Here is a 26949-nt window from a genome sequence, read left to right as displayed (position 1 = left end):
ACGAGCATTACACTGTTAAAAAGAAATTTTGAAGTGTGGTAAGAGAGGGGTTAGAGGTGTGATTCGAAGCCGGAGGAGCTATATGCTAGCGTTCGTTTTTGTCACCGATTGCCCTAATAATACACCACACTTATAGCTAGGAGGGGAATACATGACCGAAATTGGGGATAAGAGAACTAGGTTTGAGCTGTTGATGAAGCAGGCGGAAATCCCAGAATCTCTGATCGATCCATATTTTCTCGATGGGTTCATTGAGCAAGTGGAAGTGAACCGCAGTAATCGGGATTGGAAAATCGCCATTCGCAAGGACAAGCTTGTACCGGCACAGGCTTATCGTACATTCTGTCTTCGAGTTCAGGAACGTATGGCGCATATTGCCCAAGTTTCTTTTCAATTTCGCTATGGAACAGAATTGTCTACGAATGATATCGTGACTGAATACTGGAAGTTATTCATCGAGTGGGTGCAACAGGAAGTACCTTCGGTTAATGGATGGATGGCGAGGGCGACTATTGAAGTGGAGAACGATTTACTTTCGGTGACGCTGAGTGATTCAATGGCGCTGGAACTAGCCCGTAAGAAAAATATAGATCAAGCCCTAATAACATATTTCGAGCGTTTTTTCTCACTTGAATTGCGGGTCAAGCTGCTAACAGGAGCAAAAAGTGCAGAAGCGTTTGAAGAGTTTCAACAACAGATTGTTGATGAAGAACGCGAAGTAATCCAGCAATTGATGGAGAGTAATGCAGTGGATGCTTTACCTGAAGAAGATGATAACGGTGAAGTTGTTAAGCTCCAGATTGGCTATGATATTAAGGAACAAGCAGTTCCTATGCAAGAAATACAGGATGAAGAGAAGAAGATAACGGTTCAAGGAACGATATTTGGTCTGGACAGTAAAGAATTGCGTAACGGAAATACGCTCTTTATGTTCTATCTGACGGATTTTACTGATTCTCTACAAATGAAAATGTTCGCTAAGAATAAAGAGGACCTGAAGGTCATGGGTCAACTTGCGAATGGGAAATGGGTAAGAGCCCGAGGTCGGGTAGAGATGGATCGCTTTATGACGATTCCTGAGTTAGTAATGATTCCGTCTGATCTGTGTGAAGTTCCTGCACCCCCAGCACGAAAGGACCAAGCTGCTGAGAAACGCGTTGAGTTCCATCTGCATACCACTATGAGTACGATGGACGCGGTTACTCCTATAGGCGAATACGTCAAAACAGCAGCAAAATGGGGACATAAAGCAATTGCTGTCACCGATCATAGTGGTGTTCAGTCTTATCCCGATGCTGCTAAGGCAGCCAAGAAACACGGGATCAAGATGATCTATGGTGTTGAAGCCAATGTTGTAAATGATAATGTTGCGGTTGTTCTTAACCCCCGGGAAGAAGATCTCAAAACAACGACATATATCGTATTTGATATTGAAACGACGGGCCTTTCTGTCACTCAGAATAAGATTATTGAAGTCGCTGCTGTGAAAATGGTTGAGGGCAAAGAAGTAGATAGGTATGCTACTTTTGTAGATCCTCACGTACGCATTCCTTATAATATTCAGCAGTTGACTAACATTACGGATGATATGGTCAAAGGTGCGCCCGAAGTGGAAACTGTATTACAGCAGTTTATTGATTTTGCTGGCGACGCTGTGTTGGTTGCCCACAATGCTCGGTTTGACGTTGGCTTTATCAATGCCAAATTGAAAGAGTTTGGTCGACCTCCATTGGAGAACCCAGTTCTTGATACGCTCGAGTTAGCACGGATGTTATTCCCTACAATGAAGAACCACCGCCTAAATACACTGGCGACTAAATATAAAGTATCTCTAGAAAATCATCACCGAGCGATCGATGATACGCTTGCACTTGGAGAAATTCTGAATGGATTGATTGAAGATGCGGCTAAGATTGAAGGTATTAAGACACTTGAGCGGTTAAACGATAAGGTTGGTAAAGAGATATCCAATACGCGTCCTTTTCATTGTGGTGTTTATGCGCTGAATATGATCGGGAAGAAGAACTTGTTCAAGCTAATATCGATGTCTCATACGGAATATTTTAAACGAGTCGCTTGTATTCCTAAATCGAAGCTAACGGAACTACGTGAAGGACTATTGGTTCTGTCGGGTTGCGAGAAGGGTGAATTCTTCGAAACAGTGCTTAATAAATCGGTTGAAGAAGCGGAAGCAGTAGCTGAATTCTATGATATTTTGGAAATCCAGCCACTTACGATGTATATGCATCTGGTTGACAAAGGCCTTGTAGGTAGCGTTGAAGAGTTAAAAACGGCTGTTACTAAGATCTGCGAAATTGGTTTTAAACTCGGAAAACCTGTCGTTGCAACGGGGAATGTTCATTATCTCGAACCACGGGACAAAATATACCGGGATATTACGATTCACGGGATTACAGGATTTAGCCCACTCAAAGATCAAAAGAAACCTGATGCACATTTTCGCACGACGGAGGAAATGTTAGCTGAGTTCGAGTTTTTAGGTAAAGAGAAAGCATATGAAGTTGTTGTGACTAATACTTCGGTACTTGCAGATTCTTTTGAAGAGCTGGAATTGTTCCCTGATAAATTGTTCACTCCGATCATCGAAGGGGCTGATGAAGAGATTCGTCAGACTTGTTACGATACGGCTAAATCAATCTATGGTGAGGAACTGCCGGAGGTTGTTATCGCAAGATTAGAAAAGGAACTAGAACCGATTATAAAATATGGGTTTTCGGCCAACTATTTGATCTCCGAACGTTTGGTTAAGAAGTCAAACCAAGACGGTTATCTGGTTGGATCACGGGGATCTGTAGGCTCCTCTGTTGTTGCTATGTTTCTTGGTATTTCTGAGGTTAACCCACTTCCAGCACATTATATTTGTACAAATTCAGCATGTAGGCATAGTGAATGGTTCCTTGACGGGAGCGTACCTAGTGGGTTTGACTTGCCAGACAAAACTTGTCCCTCTTGTGGTGGTAACTTGAAGGGCGAAGGGCAAGACATTCCATTTGAAACGTTCCTTGGATTTAAAGGGGATAAGGTTCCCGATATTGACCTTAACTTCTCAGGAGAATATCAACCGACTGCTCACAACTATACGAAAGAAATATTCGGTGATAAGAGTGTATTCCGTGCTGGAACGATTGGAACTATAGCGGACAAAACAGCATTCGGATACGCGAAGAAGTACGAGGAAGAGCATCAGAAACGCTGGCGGGGAGCTGAGCTTAACCGACTTGCATCTGGATGTACAGGCGTGAAAAGAAGTACAGGTCAGCATCCCGGCGGGATCGTGGTTGTTCCGGACTATATGGAAGTTGAGGATATTACACCAGTCCAATTTCCGGCTGATGATGTCAATGCGGAATGGAAAACGACTCACTTTGATTACCATGCTTTTGATGCGAACTTACTTAAACTCGATATTCTCGGTCATGATGATCCGACAATGATGCGGATGCTCCAAGATTTGACGGGAGTAGATCCAACGACTATTCCGATGAATGACCCCAAAGTTATGAGCATGTTCAACTCAACGGAAGCGCTAGGAGTTACTCCACAGCAGATACGTTCTGCAGTCGCAACTTTCGGGGTACCCGAAATGGGAACAAAATTCGTTCGTCAGATGTTAGTAGAAGCACAACCAAGTTCTTTTGCCGACTTATTGCAGATTTCAGGGTTATCTCATGGTACAGGGGTATGGCTTGGTAATGCACAAGATTTGATCAAGGGGGGGACATGTAATATCAAGACAGTAATCGGCTGTCGTGATGATATCATGTTGTTCCTGATTTACAAAGCAGGTATGGATGCGGGGTTAGCGTTTAAGATTACAGAGAGTGTGCGTAAAGGGAAAGGTTTAACACAGGAATGGATTGACGAGATGAAGAGATGTAAGGTGCCAGGATGGTATATTGATTCTTGTCTAAAAATCCAGTACATGTTCCCGAAAGCTCACGCCGCAGCTTATGTTATCTCTGCTGTGCGTACAGCTTATTTCAAACTTTATCACCCGATAGAATACTATGCTACTTACTTCACAGTACGGGCAGAGGATTTCGATATTGAGTTATGCTGTCAGGGATATGAAGCTATTTATCGTAAAATTGAGGAAATCGAACAGAAGGGTTTCCAAGCATTACCGAAGGAAAAAGGCATGTTGCCAGTGCTAGAGATGGCATTAGAATTGACGGCACGTGGGTTCCGCTTCAAAGGTATTGATTTGTACCAATCTGATGCGACCAAATTCACAATTGATGGAGATGCCTTGGTTCCTCCGTTTTCTTCACTTGCGGGTATCGGTGATAATGCCGCTCGTAATATTGCTGCAGCGAAGGAACAAGGAGAGTTTCTCTCTATTGAGGATTTCCAACAGAAATCCAAGGCGAGTAAAACTGTGATTGAACTCTTAGGTACGATGGGCTGCTTCCATGGACTCCCAGAAAGTAACCAACTTTCCTTGTTTTAGGAAAATAAATTTCCAGTGGTTTTTCATACTGTGAATGCTTGATTTTTCTCTAATGGGGATGCAAAGGGGCTCTCTTCCCCTCAGGTAAAGGTCTTTTACTTGTCACTGTACCTGGACTATGTTATAATTTTTATGGTAATCATGGAGATAGAACCGTTGTTTAAAGAGTGGGGAAACCCACTCTTTATCTTTGGTATATAGGAAAGAATTGTATGGAGGTATGTACGTTTGAGCACACCGAAGATCAAAGCGGCCGTGGAAGAGATGGTTACGCCTTTTTTAGAGGAGAATGGCTTTGAACTAGTTGACGTGGAATATGTAAAAGAGGGAAACAATTGGTTCTTACGCGTATTCGTAGATAAGGACGGGGGCATCGAAATTGATGACTGCGGTCGGATTAGCGAATACCTTAGTGAAAAGCTAGATGCGAATGATCCAATTCCTGTAGCTTATTTCCTGGAAGTATCTTCTCCTGGAGCGGAACGTCCGCTCAAAAAGGCTGAGGATGTAACCAAAGCCATTGGAAGTAATGTATTTGTAACTACATATGAATCGGTAGATGGCCTGAAAGAATTTGAAGGCCGCCTTCTTTCCTTTGAAAACGAGGAGCTTGTTATCCAAGTAGGGAAGAAAAATCATGCCATTCCATATAGTAAAGTTGCGGCCGCTAGGCTGGCCATTATTTTTTAACCTGTGACGGGATATTGAAGGGGGGAACTCGAGGCAAATGAGTATGGATTTTATCGATGCCTTGAATGAGTTGGAAAGAGAAAAAGGGATCAGCAAAGATATTTTGTTCGAGGCTATTGAAGCTGCGATGATCTCAAGCTACAAACGTAATTTTAACACGGCACAAAACGTGCGAGTGGATATGAATCGACTTACTGGTGTGATTAAGGTATATGCCCGCAAATTGGTTGTGGAGGAAGTCCTTGATCCACGCACTGAGATTTCATTGCCAGCTGCTCGTGAGATCAATCCGAATTTCCAGCTTGAGGACGTTGCGGAAATCGAAGTAACACCTCGTGATTTCGGACGTATTGCAGCACAAACGGCGAAACAGGTCGTTACACAACGTATTCGTGAAGCTGAGCGTGGGCTCATTTATAACGCCTTCGTAGAGAAGGAAGAGGATATCGTCACTGGTATTGTTCAACGTCAGGATTTGCGCAATGTTTACGTGGATCTTGGTAAAGTTGAAGCACATCTCCCTATCAATGAGCTCATGCCAAACGAGAAATTCAAACACGGTGATCGAATTAAGTCGTATATCACTAAGGTTGAGAACACGACTAAAGGTCCACAAATTTTGCTGTCACGCTCCCATCCGGGCCTTCTGAAACGACTCTTCGAGCTAGAAGTTCCTGAAATATTTGATGGTGTTGTTGAAATACGTTCCGTTGCTCGTGAAGCGGGATTCCGTTCCAAAATTGCGGTATTCTCACGTAATAATGAGGTGGATCCAGTTGGATCATGTGTCGGACAAAAGGGTAACCGTGTACAGACGATCGTAAACGAACTACGTGGTGAGAAGATTGACATCGTCCGTTATTCGGAAGATGTTGAGGAATACGTAGCAAATGCGTTAAGTCCTTCTAAGGTGCTTGAGGTTCAAGTATTCGAGGCAGAGAAATTAGCGCGTGTTATTGTACCTGATTATCAGTTGTCGCTTGCAATTGGGATTAAAGGGCAAAACGCTCGATTGGCGGCTAAATTGACAGGTTGGAAAATCGACATTAAGAGTGAGACACAAGCGGAAGAGGAATTCGGAAGAGAAAAAAGTCATCAAGGAGAACTTGATCAAGATTCCATCTCCGTCGATTAATATTACAAGGGACGGAGGGGCTTGAAGATGAAATCCAGAAAAATACCGCTTAGAAAATGTGTTGCCTGTGGTGAGATGATGCCGAAGAAATCATTGATTCGGGTTGTCCGTTCACCGGAGGGTGAAGTATCCATTGATTTGACTGGCAAAAAGTCGGGGAGAGGAGCTTACTTGTGCGGACAAGAGTCTTGTTTCAAGTTGGCTCATAAGAACCGAGCGCTCGACCGTGCACTTAAAGCGACGGTAGGTCCAGAGGTTTACGAACAACTAGCTCGTGATTTTCTAGCAGTTGAGGAAACATTCCTCGCTGAGCGGGATAAGGAAGAGGTAGACGATGAGTAAGGTATTGTCAGGACTCGGCCTAGCTATGCGAGCAGGTAAAGTAGTGACCGGGGATGAGAGCGTTTTGAAGGCCGTTCGGTCTGCTGAGGCTAAACTAGTTATCGTTGCTGGCGATGCATCCGCTAATACTCATAAGAAATTTCGTGACAAATGCGGAACCTATAAAGTTCCTTTAATCATCGGATTTGACCGGGAACGGCTTGGAGCCAGTGTAGGGAAACCGGAACGAATTGTTATTGGTCTCATGGATCAGGGATTTGCTGACATGATTCGAAGAACCATCGTTAAAACGTCGGAGGTGGAGTATATTGAGTAAAGAAGAAAACAAGGATAAGCTCAGAGTATACGAATATGCTAAGTCACTCAATATGAGTAGTAAAGAAATTATTACAATTCTAAAACGTTTAAACATCCCAGTTAACAATCATATGAGTGTAATGGAGAATAACGCCGTTACGCATGTGGAACAATTTTTCAAGGATATTAAGAATAATGCTGCTGCAAAGAGGGAAAATTCAGGACGTAACGATACGCCTGTAAAACCTCCTGTAAAATCTCCCGTTAATTCGTCGGCTCCGGCTTCCGCAGGAGGAAGCCAGACACCGAAAACTCCGGCCGGAGAGGGATCTGGCCAGCGTGGAGAGCAAGGTCAAGTTCAAGGAAATAATAATAGTCAAGTAATTAACAAAAATCAACAAGAAAAGCAGGTAAGTATGAATAATAAACCAAATAACTCTAACCAAGCCACTTCTTCAAGTGGCACTCAGGCAACACAGGAAAGAACCAATCGTCCATCTAACGGTGGCGGACAGGGCGCACGCCCAGCACAAAATTCAAGTGGGCAACCTAATCGTAGCTCGGCACCTAGTAGGACTCCAGGTCAAGGTAGCAGCTCACAATCCGGACCTTCCCGTCAAGGAACAAGTGGTCCGAATCGCAGCGCTCAGCCGCAGGCACGTACTGCGTCTACTGGTGGCCAAGGACAAAGCCAAGGTCAAGGACAACGTAAAGGCAACTACAGCAACAACAACGGTAACAGTAACAACAATAGCAACAGCAGCAGACCTGGTCAGTCAGGACAAAGACGTTTTGATGACAATAGATCAGGTGGTTTCAAGAATAACCGTGGCGGTAAGGGCGGTCGTGGCGGAAGAGGTGGGCAACAACCTCCGCGCGAAAAAATCGATAATACGCCGAAGAAAATTATCGTTCGTGGTAATTCAACGGTTGGCGAAACAGCGAAATTGCTTCATAAGGATGCTTCCGAGGTTATTAAGAAGTTAATTGCACTTGGTGTAATGGCTACTATCAACCAGGAACTCGATATCGAAACCATTTTGCTGCTTGCGGGTGAATTTGGCGTAGAAGTTGAAGTGAAAATTGCGGTGGAAGATGACCGTTTTGAAACAATTGAGGAAGTTGATGAAGAAGCTGATTTGCTTGAACGTCCTCCAGTCGTTACCATTATGGGTCACGTCGATCACGGGAAGACAACACTACTTGATGCTATCCGTTCTACGAATGTGTCGAGTGGCGAAGCAGGTGGTATTACTCAGCATATCGGGGCATACCAAGTTGAAATCAATAGTAAGAAAATCACATTCCTTGATACACCAGGTCACGAAGCGTTTACCGCAATGCGGGCACGTGGAGCGCAGTTAACAGATATCACGATTATCGTGGTTGCTGCAGACGACGGTGTTATGCCACAGACGGTAGAAGCAGTTAGCCATGCGAAAGCAGCAGGTCTACCTATTATCGTGGCTGTTAACAAGATCGATAAGCCGGATGCTGATCCAGATAGAGTAAAACAAGAATTGACAGAACATGGACTAGTACCAGAAGAGTGGGGCGGAGATACTATCTTCGTTAACGTTTCAGCTAAACAGAAAATTGGGCTGGAAGGTCTGCTCGAGATGATTCTGTTGGTTGCGGAAGTTAACGAGTATAAAGCTAATCCGAACAAACGCGCGCGCGGTTTGGTCATCGAGGCAGAGCTTGATAAGAGCCGTGGTCCGGTAGCTCGTGTACTAGTGCAGCATGGTACTCTCAAAGTTGGAGATGCCTTCGTAGCAGGTAACTGTTTCGGACGTATCCGTGCTATGGTGAGTGACAAAGGCCGTCGCCTCAAAGAAGCTGGACCTTCTACACCAGTTGAAATTACTGGACTTACAGAAGTTCCAAAAGCCGGCGATCCATTCATGGTGTTTGAGGACGAGCGCAAAGCCCGTTCAATTGCAGAGAAACGCGCTATTACTCAGCGTCAATCAGATCTAGGTGTTAACACAAGAGTTACACTCGATGATTTGTTCCAACACATCAAAGATGGTGAGATGAAAGAACTTAATGTCATTATCAAAGGTGATGTTCAAGGTTCAGTCGAGGCACTCAAAGGTTCACTTGAGAAGATTGAAGTTGAAGGCGTACGTGTGAAAATTATTCATAGCGGTGCTGGAGGGATAACTGAATCGGATGTTATTTTGGCAGCGGCTTCCAACGCTATAGTAATTGGATTTAATGTTCGTCCTGATCCTCAGACGAAAGCGACTGCTGAACAAGAGAAAGTTGATATTCGTCTTCACCGGGTCATTTATAGCGCAATTGAAGAGATCGAACAAGCGATGAAAGGAATGCTTGATCCTGTCTTCAAAGAAGTTATTATTGGTCATGCTGAAGTACGTAACGTGTTTAAGGTTACTAAAGTGGGTGCCATCGCAGGTTGTATGGTTACATCAGGTAAAATTACACGTTCAGCAGAGAGTCGTCTCGTTCGTGGCGGCATTGTAGTATACGAAGGCAAAATTGATTCAATCAAACGTTTCAAAGATGATGTGAAAGAAGTTGCTCAGGGTTATGAATGTGGTATTACTTTAGACCACTTTAGTGACCTTAAAGAGGGCGACATCATCGAAGCGTTCATCATGGAGACTGTTGAACCGAAGTAAGGTGGGGTGTCATATATGGCAAAAAATCGTACCGGCCGTGTAAGTGAACAAATCAAGAAGGAACTTAGCATACTCATTCAAAGTGAGATGAAAGATCCCCGTATTGGATTTGTCACAGTAACCGGGGTAGATGTTACAAATGATTTGTCACAAGCCAAAGTATATTTGAGCATATTTGGTGACGAAGAGAAGAAAGCTGAGTCGCTCAAGGGAATTGACAAAGCAAATGGATTTCTGCGGACAGAGCTTGGAAAACGAATTCGGTTGCGGCATACGCCTGAACTGATATTCAAAATCGATGAATCGGTTGCCTACGGTAGCCGAATCGAGAAGCTCCTCGTCGATATTACGCATGAAGAAAAATGAGAATTTAAAGGAGACGGCAATGCAGACCAATGAACGGGAGTTCCGGCAGTGTACTGAATTTCTGACGGAACATGATGATTTCCTCGTAGTGTCGCATATACAGCCGGACGGAGATGCAGTCAGTTCTACCCTTGCGGTAGGCTGGCTTCTCTCATGTCTGGGCAAAAATTATGTTATGGTAAACGAAGGCCCTATTCCACGGAGAATGGCCTATTTGTGGGAAAGTGAACAGATCATTGACCTTTCTGTTACACCCTTAGACCATAAGTATAAGCATGTAATAGCTGTAGACTGTGCTGATTTCTCACGTGTAGGGAAAACTCGGGAGTATTTCGCTGAGGATGCACAAATTTTGAATATTGATCATCACCCTACAAATGATGGATATGGGACTACTAACTTAATTGTGCCTCATGCAGCTGCGACCGTAGAAATATTGTTTGATCTTATTCGAGTGCTTGAGCTTCAAATGAATAAAGAAATCGCTACGGCAATTTATACGGGATTATTGACGGATACTGGAGGATTTCGATATGCCAGTACAACACCTAAGGTCATGGAGATTGCATCAAAGTTACTAGAGTATGGTGTCGATGGACCGGGCCTATCAGAACTATTGTTAGAACAAATGACCCTGCCACAACTTCGTTTATTGACGAGAGCCTTGAATCAGTTAGTTATTAGCGAGGATGGCAAGATCAGTTGGGTAACCATTGATGACGAGGATATGAGATTAACGGGAGCTATCCATGAAGATTTAGAGGGGATCGTCAATTACCCACGTAATATTCAGGGTGTTGAGGTTGGTCTATTATTCAAAGTCATCCATGAAAATGCAGTGAAAGTAAGTTTGCGATCGAATGGTAAAGTCGATGTCGCTGAAATTGCCCAAAATTTTGGTGGAGGCGGACATGTCCGTGCTGCTGGTGCTCGTATTGAAGGTACGCTTGAAGATATCATTTCTCGCGTAGTGGAACAGGTGAATTTGCAATTATGAAAACATATGAAGGTATTTTACCGGTGAATAAACCAACCGGATTCACTTCCCATGATGTAGTAGCTAAAACACGCAGAATTCTTAAAATGAAACGAATCGGCCACACTGGTACGCTTGATCCTGCGGTAACGGGTGTACTTCCGTTATGTTTGGGTCGTGCGACTCGAATGGTTGAATATTTGCAAGAACTGCCCAAAGAGTACGAGGCTACATTAATATTAGGTATCGCTACGGATACGGAAGATGCAACAGGTACTGTGGTGGAACGTTTGGATCAAGTTTCTGTAACTGAAGAAGAAGTACGGTTGGTTCTTTCTCAATTTGTAGGAACAATTTCTCAGATTCCTCCGATGTACTCTGCTTTGAAGCAGGACGGTAAACGACTCTATGAACTAGCTCGTGAAGGAAAGACTGTAGAGCGTAAACCACGGGAAGTTACCATCCATGAATTAGAAATGCTCGCCTTCGATCCAGAAGGAGATCATCCAACCATTTCTTTCCGGGCGCTCTGCTCCAAAGGAACGTATATCCGTACATTATGTGTAGATATTGGCCGAGCACTTGGTGTGCCCGCTACGATGTCTCAGCTCAAGCGCACGATGTCTGCAGGAATACCTGAGGCAGAATGCCTCACGCTAGAAGAAATAGCAAAGTACGCAGAGGAAGGAACACTTCAATCTTATTTACTTTCTGTGGATAAGGCGGTGGAACACTTACCTGCACATACCGTAATAACGGAAAAGGTACAATCCGCTCTTCAAGGGCAGAAACTATCCCCGGATGTAATACTTCCTAGAGCTACTCCCGGTGAAATTATTAGGCTGTACAGTCCAGATGAACAGTTTTTAGGTATTTTTCGTATGGAAGAAGACGGACGGATTGTGAAGCCGATCAAAGTTTTCTCTCAGAACGATTAAAGTAATGCCCATCACAGTGAAATTGCAGGTGAACCATTGTGGAAACGATAACTTTATCTTATCCTCTATCAGAAGATATTATTGCTAGAAATACCAGGGCGCAAGTGATGGCCATTGGTCAATTCGACGGTTTGCATCTAGGTCACAACAGTGTTATTAAATCTGCTGTCGACTTAGCGGCAAATATAGGCCTTCCTTCGGCAGTTATGACCTTTCATCCACATCCCAAAGAGGTCATGAAGAAGGGAGATTACGACGGATACCTTACCCCACCCCATGAGAAAGAGCAGCTTCTACGTGAAATGGGAGTTGATTATTTATATATCGTTGATTTTAATGATGCTTTCTCACAGGTGAGTCCACATGATTTTGTATGTGGCATGCTCCTACCGCTACAGGTTCATACTGCAGTGGTTGGATTTGATTTCCGTTATGGTTACCGTGGTGAAGGCCATGCGTCAACGCTTCGTGAATGGAGTGGGAACGCGATGGAAGTTAACACAGTACCTGCATTTCTTATCGATGGAGAAAAGGTTAGCAGCTCTGGAATCCGCAAGGCGCTTCAGGAAGGCGATGTTGCCTTGGCAGACCGTTGGTTAGGTCGTCGCTACAAGATTACTGGATCCGTCATGCATGGGGAGAAACGAGGTCGATTACTCGGATTTCCTACAGCCAATATGAAACCTAATGAGCACTTCGTCCTCCCTGCTAAAGGAGTATATGCTGTAAGTGTCAACGTTGAGGGGAAATGCGTCTCCGGTGTTATGAATGTTGGAGTCAAGCCAACGTTTCACAGTGACGTGGTAGCACCATCGTTGGAAATTCACTTACTCGATTTCAATGACGACCTATATGGTAAGATGTTGGAAGTGGAGCTAGTGGAGTTCATTCGCGAAGAGCACAAATTTGAATCGATTGAGAAATTAATTGCTCAAATTACTAGAGATGCTGAGAGTGCAAGAAAACTGTTGCTGTCCTAAAGATTAAAGCTGAAACAGGGATCAAGTAAAACAGCAGCATTTACTTTCATTAGTCCAATATGGTATACTGATAGACGTTGTTGTGATATGGGATTTTATTATCTTGGATCAGGCAACTATAACCTTAGCTTGGTTAGTCGGTCCTCACCGCCCGATAACGAGGCTAATGGCGATTTATATAAAGGAGGTGAACCGGATGGCATTGACTCAAGAACGTAAACACCAATTGATTGCAGAGCACAAAACTCATGAATCCGATACAGGATCTCCAGAGGTGCAAGTTGCTATCCTAACGGAGAACATCGTGAACTTGACGGACCACTTGCGTACGCACAAGAAGGACCATCATTCCCGTCGCGGTCTTTTGAAAATGGTTGGTCAACGTCGTAGATTGTTGGCTTACTTGAAGAACAAAGACGTGAGACGTTACTCCGCTTTGATTGAGAAGCTTGGATTGCGTCGTTAATTTTCTCATGATTAGCCAAAGCAGCCTGGTGGCCGCCGGTTACGCTATTTAAGCGACGGGGTGTCACTGGGTTGCTTTTTAAAGTCGTGGAAATGAATACGTTATTAAAGTAAGATTTGATTACATCTTCGAGGGGCACCGCAAGGTGCCCTTCTTATGAATTGTGCAAAAGAAGGAAATAATGAACACCGTAACGAACTTTTATTTGTAAGAAGGAGGGATTTCATGGAGAAACATGTGAAAATGCAGTTAGGAGGAAGAACTCTTATACTGGAAACCGGTCGTTTGGCTAAGCAAGCAAATGCAGCGGTAATGGTACGATATGGTGATACAGCTGTATTATGTACAGTAACAGCGTCCCCTGGACCTAAAGATCTAGATTTCTTTCCACTTACCGTTAACTATGAAGAAAAGTTATATGCGGTAGGTAAAATACCTGGTGGCTTCATCAAACGTGAAGGTCGTCCCAGCGAGAAAGCTATTCTTGCTAGTAGATTAACAGACCGTCCAATTCGTCCATTGTTTCCAGAGGGATTTAGAAATGATGTACAAATTGTAAATCTTGTCATGAGTGTGGATCAGGATTGTCAGCCTGAAATTGCAGCTATGATTGGTACTTCTGCAGCGCTAAGTATCTCTGATGTTCCATTTAATGGTCCAATTGGTAACGTAGTGGTTGGACGAATTAATGGAGAATTCATCATTAATCCAGATATCGCTCAACAAGAAATTAGTGACATTTATGTCTCTGTTGCGGGTACTAAAGATGCCATTATGATGGTTGAGGCTGAAGCGAACGAAGTACCGGAAGAAGTCATGCTTGAAGCGATTATGTTCGGTCATGAAGAGATCAAGAATATCGTTGCAGTCATTGAGGAACTCGTCAAAATTGCCGGTAAAGAGAAGATGGAAGTAAAACTTCATACCGTTAATGCCGAAGTTAATTCCGCAGTGCGTGACTTTGCTGCTGAACGTTTGGTGGCAGCTGTGAAAGTGGCTGAGAAGCATGCTCGCCAAGAAGCAATTGACGCTATTAACGATGAGACAGTAACCTACTTCGCGGAGAAGTACATAGAATCTCCGGAGCTTTTGAAAGACGTGAAAGAAGTGCTGCACGACATCGTTAAAGAAGAGGTTCGTCGCTTAATTACACATGACAAAATCCGTCCGGATGGTCGTAAATTGGACGAGATTCGTCCGATTGACTGTGACGTTAACTTATTGCCGCGAACTCATGGTTCAGGTCTGTTTACACGTGGACAAACTCAGGCACTTAGCATTTGTACACTTGGAGCATTGGGTGATGTACAAATCTTGGACGGTATTCATTTGGAAGAGTCCAAACGTTTCATGCATCATTACAACTTCCCTCCATTCAGCGTAGGGGAAGCTCGTCCGCTTCGTCCACCAGGACGTCGTGAGATTGGACATGGAGCACTTGGTGAAAGAGCACTTTCGAAAGTGATTCCATCTGAAACAGAATTCCCATATACTATTCGTCTCGTATCCGAAGTTATTGAATCCAATGGTTCTACTTCCCAAGCGAGTATTTGCGCTAGTACCTTAGCAATGATGGATGCAGGTGTGCCAATCAAAGCTCCAGTAGCTGGTGTGGCGATGGGTCTCATCAAGGATGGAGATCATGTATCGATCCTGACTGATATTCAAGGTATGGAAGATCACTTGGGAGATATGGACTTCAAGGTAGCAGGTACAGCTGAAGGTGTAACAGCTATCCAAATGGACATCAAGATTAATGGTATTGATCGTCAAATCTTGTCTGATGCATTAACTCAAGCTAAAGAGGGACGTTTGCATATCCTCTCTAAAATGATGGAACGTATCAGCAAGCCAAACGAACATTTGTCTAAATATGCTCCTAAGATTATTATTATTAATATTAATCCGGACAAGATCCGTGACGTTATCGGTCCCGGTGGTAAAATCATCAACAAAATCATCGAGGAAACTGGCGTGAAGATTGACATCGAGCAGGACGGCCGCGTATTCATCGCTTCTACAAACGAGGAAATGAATAACAAAGCTCGCTCCATCATCGAAGGAATCGTCAAAGAAGTCGTAATCGGCGAAATTTATATCGGTACGGTGAAACGAATCGAAAAATTTGGCGCATTTGTAGAGATTTTACCAGGCAAAGATGGACTGGTTCATATTTCACAGCTTTCGACAGAACGCGTAGCCAAAGTGGAAGATGTCGTATCAATTGGCGATACAATTACTGTCAAAGTTACTGAAATCGATCCACAGGGACGAGTTAATCTTTCCCGCAAAGTCGTATTAACCAGCCAGTCGGAGTAATGCATAAAGATTTATTATCAGGCCCTACTCTGCTGAAAAGAGACGGAATGTAAACATTCTGGCTCTTTTTTTACATTTAAAAATAGCTCTGCCCTAGAGATTACTCCCTAATTCCGCATAATCATGGACGTGTCCACATATGATGAGGACAAAACCAGGTTGAAGGGATGAGCCTGCCATGAATCGGAAAAAGTTCGCTATTATACTTTTTTGCATGATGTTAGTCTTTGTTATGGGGCAGTTTACCGGGGTAAGAGCTTTTGTAGAAGGTGTGGAGAGAGGCCAAAGTGGAAGTTATGCGTTTGAATTATTTAATGATAGTGAGACTATGGATACGCTAAAGAGCAAAATACAAGAAGAAGCCGCTAAGCGAAAAATCGAACCGGTAGATGCCGTTATCGATCGTGTATGGAAGGCCATCCCGGGTTACAATGGGTTAGAAGTTGATATTGAAAGCACATATCAGAAGACTAAAGCGGGTCCTGAAGGTGCGGAGATACAGTACGTTTACCGGGAGATCAAACCACGGGTAAGTCTTGATGATCTGGAGCCTCAGCCTATCTACCGAGGCAATCCAGCTAAGCCCATGGCTGCTCTGATGATTAATGTTGCTTGGGGTAATCAATACGTGGTGCCGATGTTGGATACATTGGATGAAGCAAAGGTGAAAGCAACCTTTTTTCTGGATGGTAGTTGGTTAAAGAAGAATGTTGAACTAGCACTTGAGATCCAGAAAAGAGGTCATCAGATTGAGAATCATGCCTATTCGCATCCCAATATGAGTCAGCTTGAAGATAGTCGTGCTAGACTGGAAATATCGAAAACAAAAGATTTATTGAAGGAAAAATTAGGTGTTGATAATCGGTGGTTTGCGCCTCCTTCTGGGGATTTTAATGATAAGACAGTTCGCCAAGCGGCAGATCAGGGTCTTAAGACTGTGCTGTGGACTTTGGATACGGTGGATTGGAGAAATCCGACACCCTACAGCATTGTGGCTAAAATATCAAAGAAGGTAGAGCCGGGATCCCTCATTCTAATGCACCCAACGGCATCATCGAGTGAGGCACTAAAGGATATCATTAAAAGCATACAAGATAAAGGGTTGAAGCTAGGGACTGTGGATGAAACGTTATCTCCAAGTCGAGTGGGTACACCCGTGAGTTGAGCATTTGCTCTTTTTTTGATAGGATTAAGACTTGAGCTTATGCTTACGAAGTCAGTTTTGCTTCGCAAAACTAAAGCTTATGCTTACGATGAGAGTTTTGCTACGCAAAACTTATAGGAGGGCCTTTCGTGAAGAAATTACAATTAAAAAACGGCCTCCGAGTGGTTATGGAAACCATTCCAACCTTCCGCTCGGTGTCGTTTGGCATATGGGTTAAAACAGGATCACGTAATGAAAGTCCCGAGATGGGTGGGATTTCGCATTTTATCGAACATATGTTGTTTAAAGGTACGGACCGTTTTGATGCTAAGGAGATTGCTGAAGAATTCGATGCAATCGGAGGAAATGTCAACGCATTTACGTCCAAGGAATATACGTGTTACTACGCGAAAGTACTCGACGAGCATTTGCCGATTGCCGTAGATATATTAGCAGATATGTTTTTCCGTTCACGTTTTGACGAAGATGAGCTGCGTAAAGAAAAGAATGTCATCCTAGAGGAAATCTCGATGTATGAAGATACGCCGGATGACATGGTGCATGATTTGATGTCACGAGCTGCTTATGGCAATCATCCACTGGCTTTACCGATCTTGGGAACGGAAGAAAATCTGCGCAATATGGGGCCGTCACATCTTCGTGAATACATGCGTCAGAAGTATACGATTGAGAATACGGTAATTAGTGTCGCTGGTAATATTGATGATAGTGTTATCGAATTGCTGGAGAAACATTTCGGTGATTTTGCTATTCATGGTATTCAAGAACAACCAGAGCCCCCTATTTTTCTTGGAGATTTTAAGTTTCATCAGAAAAAGACCGAACAAAACCACATTTGTATGTCATTTCCGGGTCTAAAGAGCGGAGATCCAAGGCAATATGCAATGGTTCTACTGAATAATGCACTTGGTGGCGGGATGAGTTCCCGGCTGTTCCAAGAGATTCGGGAGAAGAGAGGGCTAGCTTATTCAGTCTACTCCTATCACAGCTCTCATGCAGACAGTGGACTGTTTACGGTATATGCAGGTACTGCACCTAAACAAAGTAAGGAAGTACTAGATCTGACAAAAGAAATCCTGCACGATGTGTCGATCAAGGGCATTAGTGATAGTGAGCTTCGTAAAGGGAAAGAACAGCTTAAGGGAAGTTTGATTCTAAGTTTGGAAAGTACGGGCAGTAGAATGAACCGACTCGGCAAAAACGAGTTGATGATCGGTAGACATTATACGCTCGATGAAATGATATCCCGGATTGAGGCTGTTACGATGGATGATGTTAATTTTGTGCTGAGAGAAATGTTTAAGCAGCCGTTCTCACTTGCCATGGTTGGCTCATCAGATCGAGTACTGTCGGGAATAAGGAGAGATGAACTTGTCATTTAATGTACAAATTAACCGTCTTGCTGGAAATGAAGATATTGAGCTCCCTCGCAAAATGTCGGAGCTAGCCTCTGGGTTTGATTTATATGCTGCTGTGACTGAAGATATTGTGTTTCTTCCAGGTCAACGTGGGCTTGTGCCGACTGGATTGGCTATAGCGATGCCAGCGGGTTTGGAAGCGCAGATCCGTCCACGCAGTGGATTGGCGTTCAAACATGGTATCACTTGTTTGAATACACCGGGGACAATTGACGCCGATTATCGGGGAGAGATCAAGGTGCTCTTGATCAATCTTGGAGAAGAGCCATTTACCATCAAGCGTAATGAGCGAATTGCGCAAATGGTATTCCAGATTGTGCCTGAAGTGAATCTGATTCCTGTGGATGAGCTTTCTGACACTGAGCGCGGTGCTGGTGGCTTTGGCCATACAGGCAAAAATTAATCTTAACAAGTTATTATCTACAAATTTACAAAAGCTTACAATACTACAGCCAAATGGCTGAGGTATTGTAAGCTTTTTTTGTTAGATGATCAGTTTCACCACTTGATAGGCAATGGCATACGATACTCTATACTGTGTTGCTTTGGAAGGAGTGCCATCCTGAATGCTTACAGGACTTACCATTCTCTTCGTTGGTGGAGATGCACGACAGATTGAAGTTATTAACAAATGTGTTGAAATGGATGCGACAGTACGAGTTGTCGGATTTGACCGATTGGAGTCCCCTTTGATCGGAGTATCTCATGAAACCCTAACACCAGGTCTCCTAGCGGGAGCCGATGTAGTCGTTCTACCAGTAATGGGTTGCGATGATCATGGTGTCATTTCTGCACCGTTCTCAACGGGGGAAGTAGTGATTAGAAATGAGATGTTCGCGGCAATACGGGAGGGCGTCTTGGTGTATACGGGAATTTCCAAGAGCTTCCTGAAAAAAATGAGTATGGAATACGGTTTTCGCTTGATTGAGCTACTAGAACGTGATGACGTAGCGATATACAATTCGATTCCTACAGCGGAAGGCGCCGTCATGATGGCGATACAGAATACGGATATTACGATCCATGGTTCGTCATGTATTGTGCTTGGAATAGGACGTACAGGTTTCACATTGGCGGAAACATTGAAAGGATTAGGAGCGACAGTAAAGGTAGGAGTGCGACGAGAAGACCATGTTGCAAGAGCAGTACAAATGGGCTGGAAGCCTTTTGCGACAACGGATTTGGCTCTTTATGCCGGGGAGATTGACTTGATTTTTAATACAATTCCGACTATGATAGTCACAGCGCAAATCATCTCGAAATTGCCCCGGCAGGCAGTCATTATCGACCTTGCCTCTGCTCCTGGTGGAACGGATTTCCGTTTTGCTGAAAAACGCGGAATCAAGGCTCTTCTTGCTCCTGGTTTACCTGGAATCGTAGCTCCCAAAACGGCTGGAATTATCATAGCGAACTCGTTATGTCAGTCAATTATGGAAGAGTTTCATATACGGGGGGATGAAGAGTGAATTGGCAAGGGAAAACAGTTGGCTATGCCATTACCGGGTCGCATTGTACATTTGCAGAAGTAATGCCACAAATTCAACGATTTGTTGACATGGGTGCGAAAGTTGTTCCGATTGCTTCGCAGACGGTAATGACGACAGATACTCGATTCGGCAAGTCGGATAATTGGCAGAAACAGTTGAAAGATATAACAGGGAATGATATTATTTCTACAATTGTGGATGCTGAACCATTAGGTCCTAGCAAACTTTTGGATGTTTTGGTAGTTGCCCCTTGTACGGGGAATACAACTAGTAAACTGGCTAACGCTATGACTGACAGTCCAGTCTTGATGGCGGTCAAAGCGCAGCTTCGCAACAGTCGGCCCGTGGTACTCGCGGTTTCGACAAATGATGGATTAGGGTTTAATCTGGCGAATATCGCAAAGTTAATTGTTGCTAAGCATATTTATTTTGTGCCGTTCGGTCAAGATAGCCCAGAAGGCAAACCAAACTCGCTTGTCGCCCGGATGGAACTTGTTCCAGAGTCGTGTTATGCAGCACTAGAGGGACGGCAGATTCAACCACTTATTATTGAAAAATTTCGGAACTGAACAACCTTTACTAGTGTATTAACTCATTAACTATTATAAATTGTGATGTAAGAGAAGGGGAGACGTGCCAGATGAGCAAGACGAAATTTAATGTCGCTGTAGTCGGAGCGACGGGAGCCGTAGGAGAACAAATTATCGGATTATTAGAGAAAAGGGACTTTCCGGTAGATAAGCTGAAGTTATTATCTTCGGCACGTTCAGCGGGTACCGTTCTTAACTTTAAGGGACAGGAAATTACCGTTGAGGAGGCTGGCCCGGACAGCTTTGAGGGTATTGATATTGCACTATTCAGCGCTGGTGGAGATGTAAGTAAGGAGCTTGCTCCACATGCTGTGCGTCATGGTGCGGTATGTATTGATAACACGAATGCATTCCGGATGGATCCAACAGCTCCGCTTGTTGTACCTGAAGTGAATGCTGATCAAATCGACAAGCATCAAGGTATCATTGCTAATCCGAATTGTTCTACTATTCAAATGGTCGCGGCATTGAAGCCGCTTTATGATTCATACGGTATTTCACGTATTATTGTGTCAACGTACCAAGCCGTATCCGGTGCAGGTGCTAAAGCAATTAATGAAATGTTGCGTCAGAGCAAAGAGGTATTGGAAGGTAGAGATGCTAACCCGGATATTTTACCGGTTGGGTCATTACCAGTGAAGCACCAAATCGCATTTAACGCAATTCCGCAAATTGATAAATTCCAGGATAATGGATATACACTTGAAGAGATGAAGATGGTACGTGAGACCAAGAAAATTTTTGGAGATGAAGATATTGCTGTGACTGCTACTTGTGTACGCATACCAGTAATATATGGTCACTCTGAATCGGTGTACGTTGAACTGAAGAACGACTACGAACTCGAAGAAGTGAAACAACTTCTTGCGGAGTCACCTGGTATTACACTTGTAGACGATCCGGCAGCTCAAGCTTATCCGCTTGCAACGGATGCAGCAGGTAAAAATGATGTATTTGTAGGGCGGGTACGTCGTGATCTTGGAAATGCACGTGGACTTAATTTGTGGATCGTTTCGGATAATCTGCTCAAAGGCGCTGCATGGAACGCCGTACAGATCGCGGAGATCATTGCGGCGAAGGCGTAAGTTACGCTAACTTCAACATTATAGGCTTATTAAGGAAACGGAATGAAGTTACGCTTTACTCCGCATATGAAACGGGAGGATACCCATGCGCATTTTGGTGCAAAAGTTCGGTGGAACGTCTTTAGCTTCTAAAGAAGCTAGAGGACATGTCATTTCACACATCAAAAGAGAACTTAAGAACGGTTATCGGCTGGTGGTTGTAGTTTCGGCGATGGGGCGTAAGGGAGAACCTTACGCTACAGATACTTTACTCGATTTAATCTCCGCTGGTGGTGGATCGCTGCCAGCTAGAGAACAGGATTTATTACTTAGCTGTGGTGAAATTATATCGGCAACTACACTCTGCAGCTTACTGCAGAGTGAACTTATCTCCTCGGTTGTTTTGACAGGGGCTCAAGCAGGTTTTCGGACGGATCAACAATTTGGAAACGCACGTATTTTAGATATAGTACCTACCAGAGTCTTGGAAGAACTAGAACATAAGGATGTTGTTATTGTTACTGGATTCCAAGGTCAAAGTTTGGATGGTGACCTCACGACTCTCGGTCGGGGAGGTAGCGATACTTCTGCTACTGCGCTGGGTGCAGCTCTCCATGCCGAAATGGTAGATATATATACAGATGTCAATGGGATACTAACGGCTGATCCAAGGATTGTTGAAGATGCACAGCCTTTGGAATACGTAAGTTATGCCGAAATTTGCAATATGGCCCATCAGGGGGCTAAGGTGATTCATCCCCGCGCTGTCGAAATTGCGATGCAATCGGGTATTCCGGTACGGGTGCGTTCTACGTTCTCGGAAAGTGAGGGGACACTTGTAGCGAATCCTGAAGGTTTTAAAGACGTTCAGACTGGAGTTGTAGACCGTTATGTGACAGGGATTGCTTACGTTGCTAACGTAACACAGATTACGGTTGAGTCTCAGAGTAAAACTGGGCACAATCTTCAACTGAAGGTATTTAAAGCTATGGCTGAGAATGACATCAGTGTAGATTTTATTAATGTTACCCCTTCGGGAGCCGTTTATACTGTATTTGATTCCGATTCGGCTAAGGCTGAAGCTATTCTAGAACAGCTAGGACTCGGGCCACGTATCTTAACAGGATGCGCCAAGGTATCCGTCATCGGAGGCGGAATTAACGGTGTTCCTGGGATTATGGCAAAGATTGTCGAAGCCCTTTCAGAGCAAAATGTTCAGATCTTACAGTCGGCGGATTCTAACACAACAATTTGGGTGTTAGTTAATAAGGAAGATATGGTTCAAGCGCTGCGGGCGCTTCATGCAAAGTTTGAACTTGGGCGTTGCTAGTTCAACAAAGTAAATGACGCGGAAGTTTTACCAAGGTAAGATGGGTGTCCGCAGAAGCTGAAGGAGGAGAAGCAATGGATTTCGGAAGATTAATTACTGCCATGGTGACTCCCTTTGATGATCAAGGACTCATCGATTGGGAACGAACCAAACGGTTAATGGATTATCTGATTGAAGAGCAAAGATCTGATGCCTTAGTTGTCTGTGGTACAACAGGCGAGTCGCCTACTTTAAGAGATGAAGAAAAGTTGGAATTGTTTAAATTCGCGGTAGAATACAGTGCAGGTCGTTGCAAAATAATTGCTGGTACAGGAAGTAACGCTACCGCACATTCAATCCACTTAACCCAGGAAGCAGAGCGGCAGGGTGTGGATGGTGTACTACTGGTTGTTCCTTATTACAACAAGCCTAATCAAGAAGGTTTATACCGGCATTTTGAAGCAATAGCGCAATCCACCTCGCTACCGGTTATTCTTTATAATGTACCAAGTCGTAGCATAATCAGCATGAGCGCAGCTACAACTCTTCGATTGGCACAGATTCCTAACATCGTGGCTACTAAGGAATGTGCTTCACTGGAACAGGTAGCTACAATTGCTGCAGAAGCACCAGAAGGCTTCAAGGTGTATTCGGGAGATGATTCGGCGACATTACCTGCTCTATCGGTTGGTGCGTACGGTGTGATTAGCGTTGCAAGTCATATTATCGGTGATAAAATGAAGCAAATGCTTACTTCATTTATAGAAGGACGTGTGCTTGAAGCGGCCAGACTTCATCAAGAAATGTTACCTACGTTTAAAGGCTTGTTCGAATGTCCAAATCCAGTACCAAATCCCGTTGCTGTAAAGTTTGCGCTTAACGAACTTGGGTATTCAGTTGGCTCTGTTCGTCAACCACTTTTACCTCCGACTGAAGAGGAAGAGAGCTTCATTCGTAACTTGCTGAGATAAGCAGGAATTCCAAATTTAAGTCATCCTTCCAAAAACCGTTGCCTCCTTATAGGCATCGGTTTTTTCGTTATGGAACAAGTTAAAGTTAAGCGGCAAGAAAGCGTTTGACTTGTTTTTTGTCAAATTAATCATGTATAATGGTTTCAAGTGACTGGGTGCGGTGAATTTTAATTAAAATTTAATAATAATAAACTATACGACGTCCAAATTAATTAGGAGGGTTAGATTCTTTTGTCCAAAAAAAATAATAATGAAAAATTGATGATCTTTGCATTGGGCGGCGTCGCTGAAATTGGGAAGAACATGTATGTCGTTCAATATGGCAATGATATTGTTGTCATCGACTCCGGCTTGAAATTTCCGGAAGAGGACATGCTTGGTATTGATATTGTTATTCCTGATATCACATACTTGACGGAGAACCGCGATAAGGTAAGAGGCATCGTGCTTACGCATGGTCATGAAGACCATATTGGTGGATTGCCTTATGTACTGAAGAATTTGAATGTTCCCGTTTACGGAACGAAATTGACTTTAGGTCTTGTGGAAAGCAAGCTGAAGGAAGCCAATTTGCTCGGCGAAACAAAACGGGTGCTAATCAATGCTGATTCAGAAATTGAACTGGGAACAACGATGAAGGCTACTTTCTTCAAAACAAATCACAGTATTCCTGATTCTGTCGGTGTTTGCATTGAAACTCCTGAAGGTAATGTTGTGCATACAGGTGACTTTAAGTTTGATCACACACCTGTTAATGATCAATATGCTGATTTGCATCGTATGGGTGAAATCGGCGCAAAGGGAGTACTTGCACTTCTTTCGGATAGTACCAACGCTGAGAAACCTGGATTTACACCTTCAGAGAAAAATGTAGGTATCGTGCTTAATGATATTTTCCGTAAAGCACAACAACGGGTGGTTGTAGCCACATTTGCTTCTAACGTTCACCGTGTTCAACAAGTAATTGATGCCGCTTTTGCAACGGGTCGAAAGATAACAATCATCGGTCGTAGTATGGTTAATGTGGTTTCAATCGCTTCAGAACTAGGATATCTTAACGTACCAGAAGGTATTTTGATTGAGCCAGAAGAAGTAAACAAAATGGCCGCTGACAGAGTTGTTATACTGTGCACAGGTAGCCAAGGTGAGCCTATGTCGGCATTAACTCGTATGGCGCGTTCGACGCATCGCAAAGTAGATATTTTACCTGGTGATACGGTAATTATTGCAGCAACACCTGTACCAGGTAATGAAAAATATGTAGGACGTACTATTGATGAACTGTTCCGCCTCGGAGCAGAGGTTATTTATAGTGGTTCTAATACGGGTGTCCATGTATCAGGCCATGGTAGCCAGGAAGAATTAAAATTAATGCTAAATCTAATGAGACCTAAATTCTTCATTCCAGTTCACGGTGAATACCGTATGCTGCGTAAACATGCGCAACTAGGTCAATCTGTAGGGATCGATCCAGAGAACATCTTCTTGATGGATATCGGTGAGGTTGTTGAAATTGACAATGGTACTGCACGCAAAGCTGGCAAAGTACCTGCTGGTAACGTATTGATCGATGGTTTGGGTGTTGGCGATGTAGGGAATATCGTACTTCGTGACCGCAAATTGTTGTCACAAGATGGTATCTTAGTTGTCGTTGTCACGCTTAGCAAGCAGGATGGTACAATCGTCTCCGGTCCGGATATTATTTCTAGAGGGTTCGTTTATGTAAGAGAATCCGAAGGGCTTCTGGAAGAAGCAAATCGTATCGTATCCAGCACTTTAGAGAAGCTAATGAGTGAGAATGTGAATGAATGGGCTTCCCTGAAAACAAACGTGAAAGATGCACTTGGTCGTTTCCTTTACGAACAAACTCGTCGTAGACCGATGATTCTTCCAATTATTATGGAAGTATAAGTAATAAACGCAAGCAGAATATAATTATAAGTTAGGCACACAGTCGCCTTTTCTCCTACCGGTAACATTGGACGGTTCCTTGTGGGAGAGAAGGCTTTTTTTATAAGAAATTATGTTACGGAGCTAATCTTAACGTAATGGAATATATGTTAAAGAGAAAGCCCTCATGATATGGGGGTTATTTTTGTGCCTTTTTTATGATTAACGTTGCATAGAGGACGGAAGGTTGTCGGCATACTATTATTTGCGATGGTTATAACAATCAAAATGGGCCAGGATGGCCGGGAGGAAGCAAATATGGTGAACAGATATTCTAGGTTACAGTGTGAGAATAATGAGGGGGAGATACCGGCTAATACTCCTGAAAGTGATAAGAAAGCAGTTCCTCCAGTGACAGATATGATTGAACAGTTAGGTCAGACTGCCGTGCCGACACCTGGTGAATCAAACATTCACTGCTTAACGATTATTGGTCAAATTGAAGGGCATATCGTACTGCCTCCGCAGAACAAAACGACGAAATATGAGCACTTACTTCCACAACTTGTTGCGGCGGAGCAGAATCAGAATATTGAGGGTCTGATGATCATTCTGAATACGGTTGGAGGGGATGTGGAGGCGGGACTCGCGATTGCTGAAATGATAGCATCTCTGACCAAGCCAACGGTTACTGTCGTGATCGGTGGAGGCCATAGTATAGGGGTACCGATCGCAGTAGCGTCAGATTATTCTCTTATTGCGGAGAGTGCGACCATGACGATTCATCCGATACGTATGACGGGGCTGGTGATCGGTGTGCCGCAAACCTTTGAATATATTGAGAAGATGCAGGAGAGAGTAGTTCGGTTTGTAACGATGCATTCGAATATTTCAGAAGAAATGTTTAAAGAATTTATGTTCAAAATGGGTGGGCTAAACCGTGATGTCGGCACTGCAGTAGGAGGAACTGAAGCGGTCAAGTATGGATTGATTGACGGAATTGGAGGAATCGGTGAAGGTCTAAAAAAACTGAACTCGCTGATTGAGGCACGGCGAGCAAATGCTGGGGGGATCATTCAATGAGTTATTATACGATTATACCTGAGGAGATGTACGGAGAGAACGAGAATGAGGAAATGAACTATATGTACAGTGAGGTCGAACTAGGAGGAGTTCTGATGCAGGTTAGAATGGATGGGGGGAACCGTGCGACAATCGTTCGTTTGCTGCGCTGTAGTAGCCTTAATGATTATCTAAATCCGGCTTATGCCCCAGGCGGGCAGATTGCTTACATTCCGATGTTACTTAGATAAGAATTAGATTGTAGATCAATCTATCATAGTATAGGAAGCTCCCCAGAAAATATGGTATAATATTCATCTGGGGGGTGTTCCTTTTTGGCAGCGCGTAAACGTAAAAAGAAAAGA

The 26949-nt window shown here is 43.7% G+C and carries 23 protein-coding genes; all 23 read left to right on the top strand.

Features of this window, described 5'->3' with window-relative positions; translation table 11 throughout:
- Nucleotides 1-151: 151 nt before the first annotated feature.
- Nucleotides 152-4471 carry a PolC-type DNA polymerase III gene (locus tag EJP82_RS09155; protein WP_127191750.1) on the top strand — a complete coding sequence of 1440 codons (4320 nt, stop codon included), beginning with the start codon at nt 152-154 and terminating at the stop codon, nt 4469-4471.
- Nucleotides 4472-4699: 228 nt separating this feature from the next.
- The gene (gene rimP / locus EJP82_RS09150) at nt 4700-5161 is read left to right on the top strand and encodes a ribosome maturation factor RimP (RefSeq protein WP_127191749.1); all 462 of its coding nucleotides are present in this window, start codon (nt 4700-4702) and stop codon (nt 5159-5161) included.
- Nucleotides 5162-5198: 37 nt separating this feature from the next.
- A complete protein-coding gene (gene nusA / locus EJP82_RS09145; protein ID WP_127191748.1) occupies nt 5199-6296 on the top strand; it encodes a transcription termination factor NusA in 1098 nt (365 codons plus the stop codon).
- A 27-nt stretch (nt 6297-6323) separates the two neighbouring features.
- Entirely contained in the window at nt 6324-6638 is a 315-nt protein-coding gene (gene rnpM / locus EJP82_RS09140) for an RNase P modulator RnpM (RefSeq protein WP_127191747.1), read from the top strand.
- Complete coding sequence (locus EJP82_RS09135; RefSeq protein ID WP_127191746.1) at nt 6631-6954, top strand: L7Ae/L30e/S12e/Gadd45 family ribosomal protein; 324 nt, start codon at nt 6631-6633, stop codon at nt 6952-6954. Before rnpM ends, EJP82_RS09135 begins: the two co-directional genes overlap by 8 nt.
- Nucleotides 6947-9583, top strand: a complete 2637-nt coding sequence (gene infB / locus EJP82_RS09130; protein WP_127191745.1) for a translation initiation factor IF-2 — start codon at nt 6947-6949, stop codon at nt 9581-9583. Before EJP82_RS09135 ends, infB begins: the two co-directional genes overlap by 8 nt.
- A gap of 15 nt (nt 9584-9598) precedes the next feature.
- Complete coding sequence (gene rbfA, locus EJP82_RS09125) at nt 9599-9949, top strand: 30S ribosome-binding factor RbfA (protein WP_127191744.1); 351 nt, start codon at nt 9599-9601, stop codon at nt 9947-9949.
- Between the two features lie 19 nt (nt 9950-9968).
- The gene (locus EJP82_RS09120; protein WP_127191743.1) at nt 9969-10946 is read left to right on the top strand and encodes a DHH family phosphoesterase; all 978 of its coding nucleotides are present in this window, start codon (nt 9969-9971) and stop codon (nt 10944-10946) included.
- On the top strand, nt 10943-11863 hold the full coding sequence (truB, locus tag EJP82_RS09115; RefSeq protein WP_127191742.1) for a tRNA pseudouridine(55) synthase TruB: 921 nt from the start codon (nt 10943-10945) through the stop codon (nt 11861-11863). The genes EJP82_RS09120 and truB overlap by 4 nt, the downstream gene beginning before the upstream one ends.
- A gap of 38 nt (nt 11864-11901) precedes the next feature.
- A complete protein-coding gene (locus EJP82_RS09110; protein WP_127191741.1) occupies nt 11902-12843 on the top strand; it encodes a bifunctional riboflavin kinase/FAD synthetase in 942 nt (313 codons plus the stop codon).
- A gap of 196 nt (nt 12844-13039) precedes the next feature.
- The gene (gene rpsO, locus EJP82_RS09105; protein ID WP_127191740.1) at nt 13040-13309 is read left to right on the top strand and encodes a 30S ribosomal protein S15; all 270 of its coding nucleotides are present in this window, start codon (nt 13040-13042) and stop codon (nt 13307-13309) included.
- A gap of 225 nt (nt 13310-13534) precedes the next feature.
- Nucleotides 13535-15628: a polyribonucleotide nucleotidyltransferase gene (gene pnp, locus EJP82_RS09100; RefSeq protein ID WP_127191739.1), complete on the top strand. Its 2094-nt coding sequence runs from the start codon at nt 13535-13537 to the stop codon at nt 15626-15628.
- 178 nt (nt 15629-15806) lie between these two features.
- A complete protein-coding gene (locus tag EJP82_RS09095; RefSeq protein WP_127191738.1) occupies nt 15807-16793 on the top strand; it encodes a polysaccharide deacetylase family protein in 987 nt (328 codons plus the stop codon).
- 128 nt (nt 16794-16921) lie between these two features.
- Nucleotides 16922-18175, top strand: a complete 1254-nt coding sequence (locus tag EJP82_RS09090) for a M16 family metallopeptidase (protein ID WP_127191737.1) — start codon at nt 16922-16924, stop codon at nt 18173-18175.
- A complete protein-coding gene (gene dut, locus EJP82_RS09085) occupies nt 18165-18614 on the top strand; it encodes a dUTP diphosphatase (protein ID WP_127191736.1) in 450 nt (149 codons plus the stop codon). The genes EJP82_RS09090 and dut overlap by 11 nt, the downstream gene beginning before the upstream one ends.
- Before the next feature lie 163 nt (nt 18615-18777).
- A complete protein-coding gene (gene dpsA, locus EJP82_RS09080) occupies nt 18778-19677 on the top strand; it encodes a dipicolinate synthase subunit DpsA (RefSeq protein ID WP_127191735.1) in 900 nt (299 codons plus the stop codon).
- Nucleotides 19674-20267: a dipicolinate synthase subunit B gene (locus EJP82_RS09075; RefSeq protein WP_127191734.1), complete on the top strand. Its 594-nt coding sequence runs from the start codon at nt 19674-19676 to the stop codon at nt 20265-20267. The genes dpsA and EJP82_RS09075 overlap by 4 nt, the downstream gene beginning before the upstream one ends.
- A 71-nt stretch (nt 20268-20338) precedes the next feature.
- Nucleotides 20339-21373: an aspartate-semialdehyde dehydrogenase gene (locus EJP82_RS09070; RefSeq protein WP_127191733.1), complete on the top strand. Its 1035-nt coding sequence runs from the start codon at nt 20339-20341 to the stop codon at nt 21371-21373.
- Between the two features lie 85 nt (nt 21374-21458).
- On the top strand, nt 21459-22682 hold the full coding sequence (gene dapG / locus EJP82_RS09065) for an aspartate kinase (protein WP_127191732.1): 1224 nt from the start codon (nt 21459-21461) through the stop codon (nt 22680-22682).
- A 74-nt stretch (nt 22683-22756) separates the two neighbouring features.
- The gene (dapA, locus tag EJP82_RS09060) at nt 22757-23632 is read left to right on the top strand and encodes a 4-hydroxy-tetrahydrodipicolinate synthase (protein ID WP_127191731.1); all 876 of its coding nucleotides are present in this window, start codon (nt 22757-22759) and stop codon (nt 23630-23632) included.
- A 231-nt stretch (nt 23633-23863) separates the two neighbouring features.
- Nucleotides 23864-25543 carry a ribonuclease J gene (locus EJP82_RS09055; RefSeq protein WP_127191730.1) on the top strand — a complete coding sequence of 560 codons (1680 nt, stop codon included), beginning with the start codon at nt 23864-23866 and terminating at the stop codon, nt 25541-25543.
- Between the two features lie 297 nt (nt 25544-25840).
- On the top strand, nt 25841-26605 hold the full coding sequence (locus EJP82_RS09050; RefSeq protein ID WP_127191729.1) for a ClpP family protease: 765 nt from the start codon (nt 25841-25843) through the stop codon (nt 26603-26605).
- On the top strand, nt 26602-26835 hold the full coding sequence (locus EJP82_RS09045; RefSeq protein WP_127191728.1) for a YlzJ-like family protein: 234 nt from the start codon (nt 26602-26604) through the stop codon (nt 26833-26835). Before EJP82_RS09050 ends, EJP82_RS09045 begins: the two co-directional genes overlap by 4 nt.
- Nucleotides 26836-26949: the final 114 nt, after the last annotated feature.

Origin of the sequence: Paenibacillus anaericanus, from assembly GCF_003994475.1 — a bacterium.
Lineage (GTDB): Bacteria > Bacillota > Bacilli > Paenibacillales > Paenibacillaceae > Fontibacillus > Fontibacillus anaericanus.
Note: the sequence above shows the minus strand (reverse complement) of the source record. Positions and strands in the feature narration are given on the sequence as shown.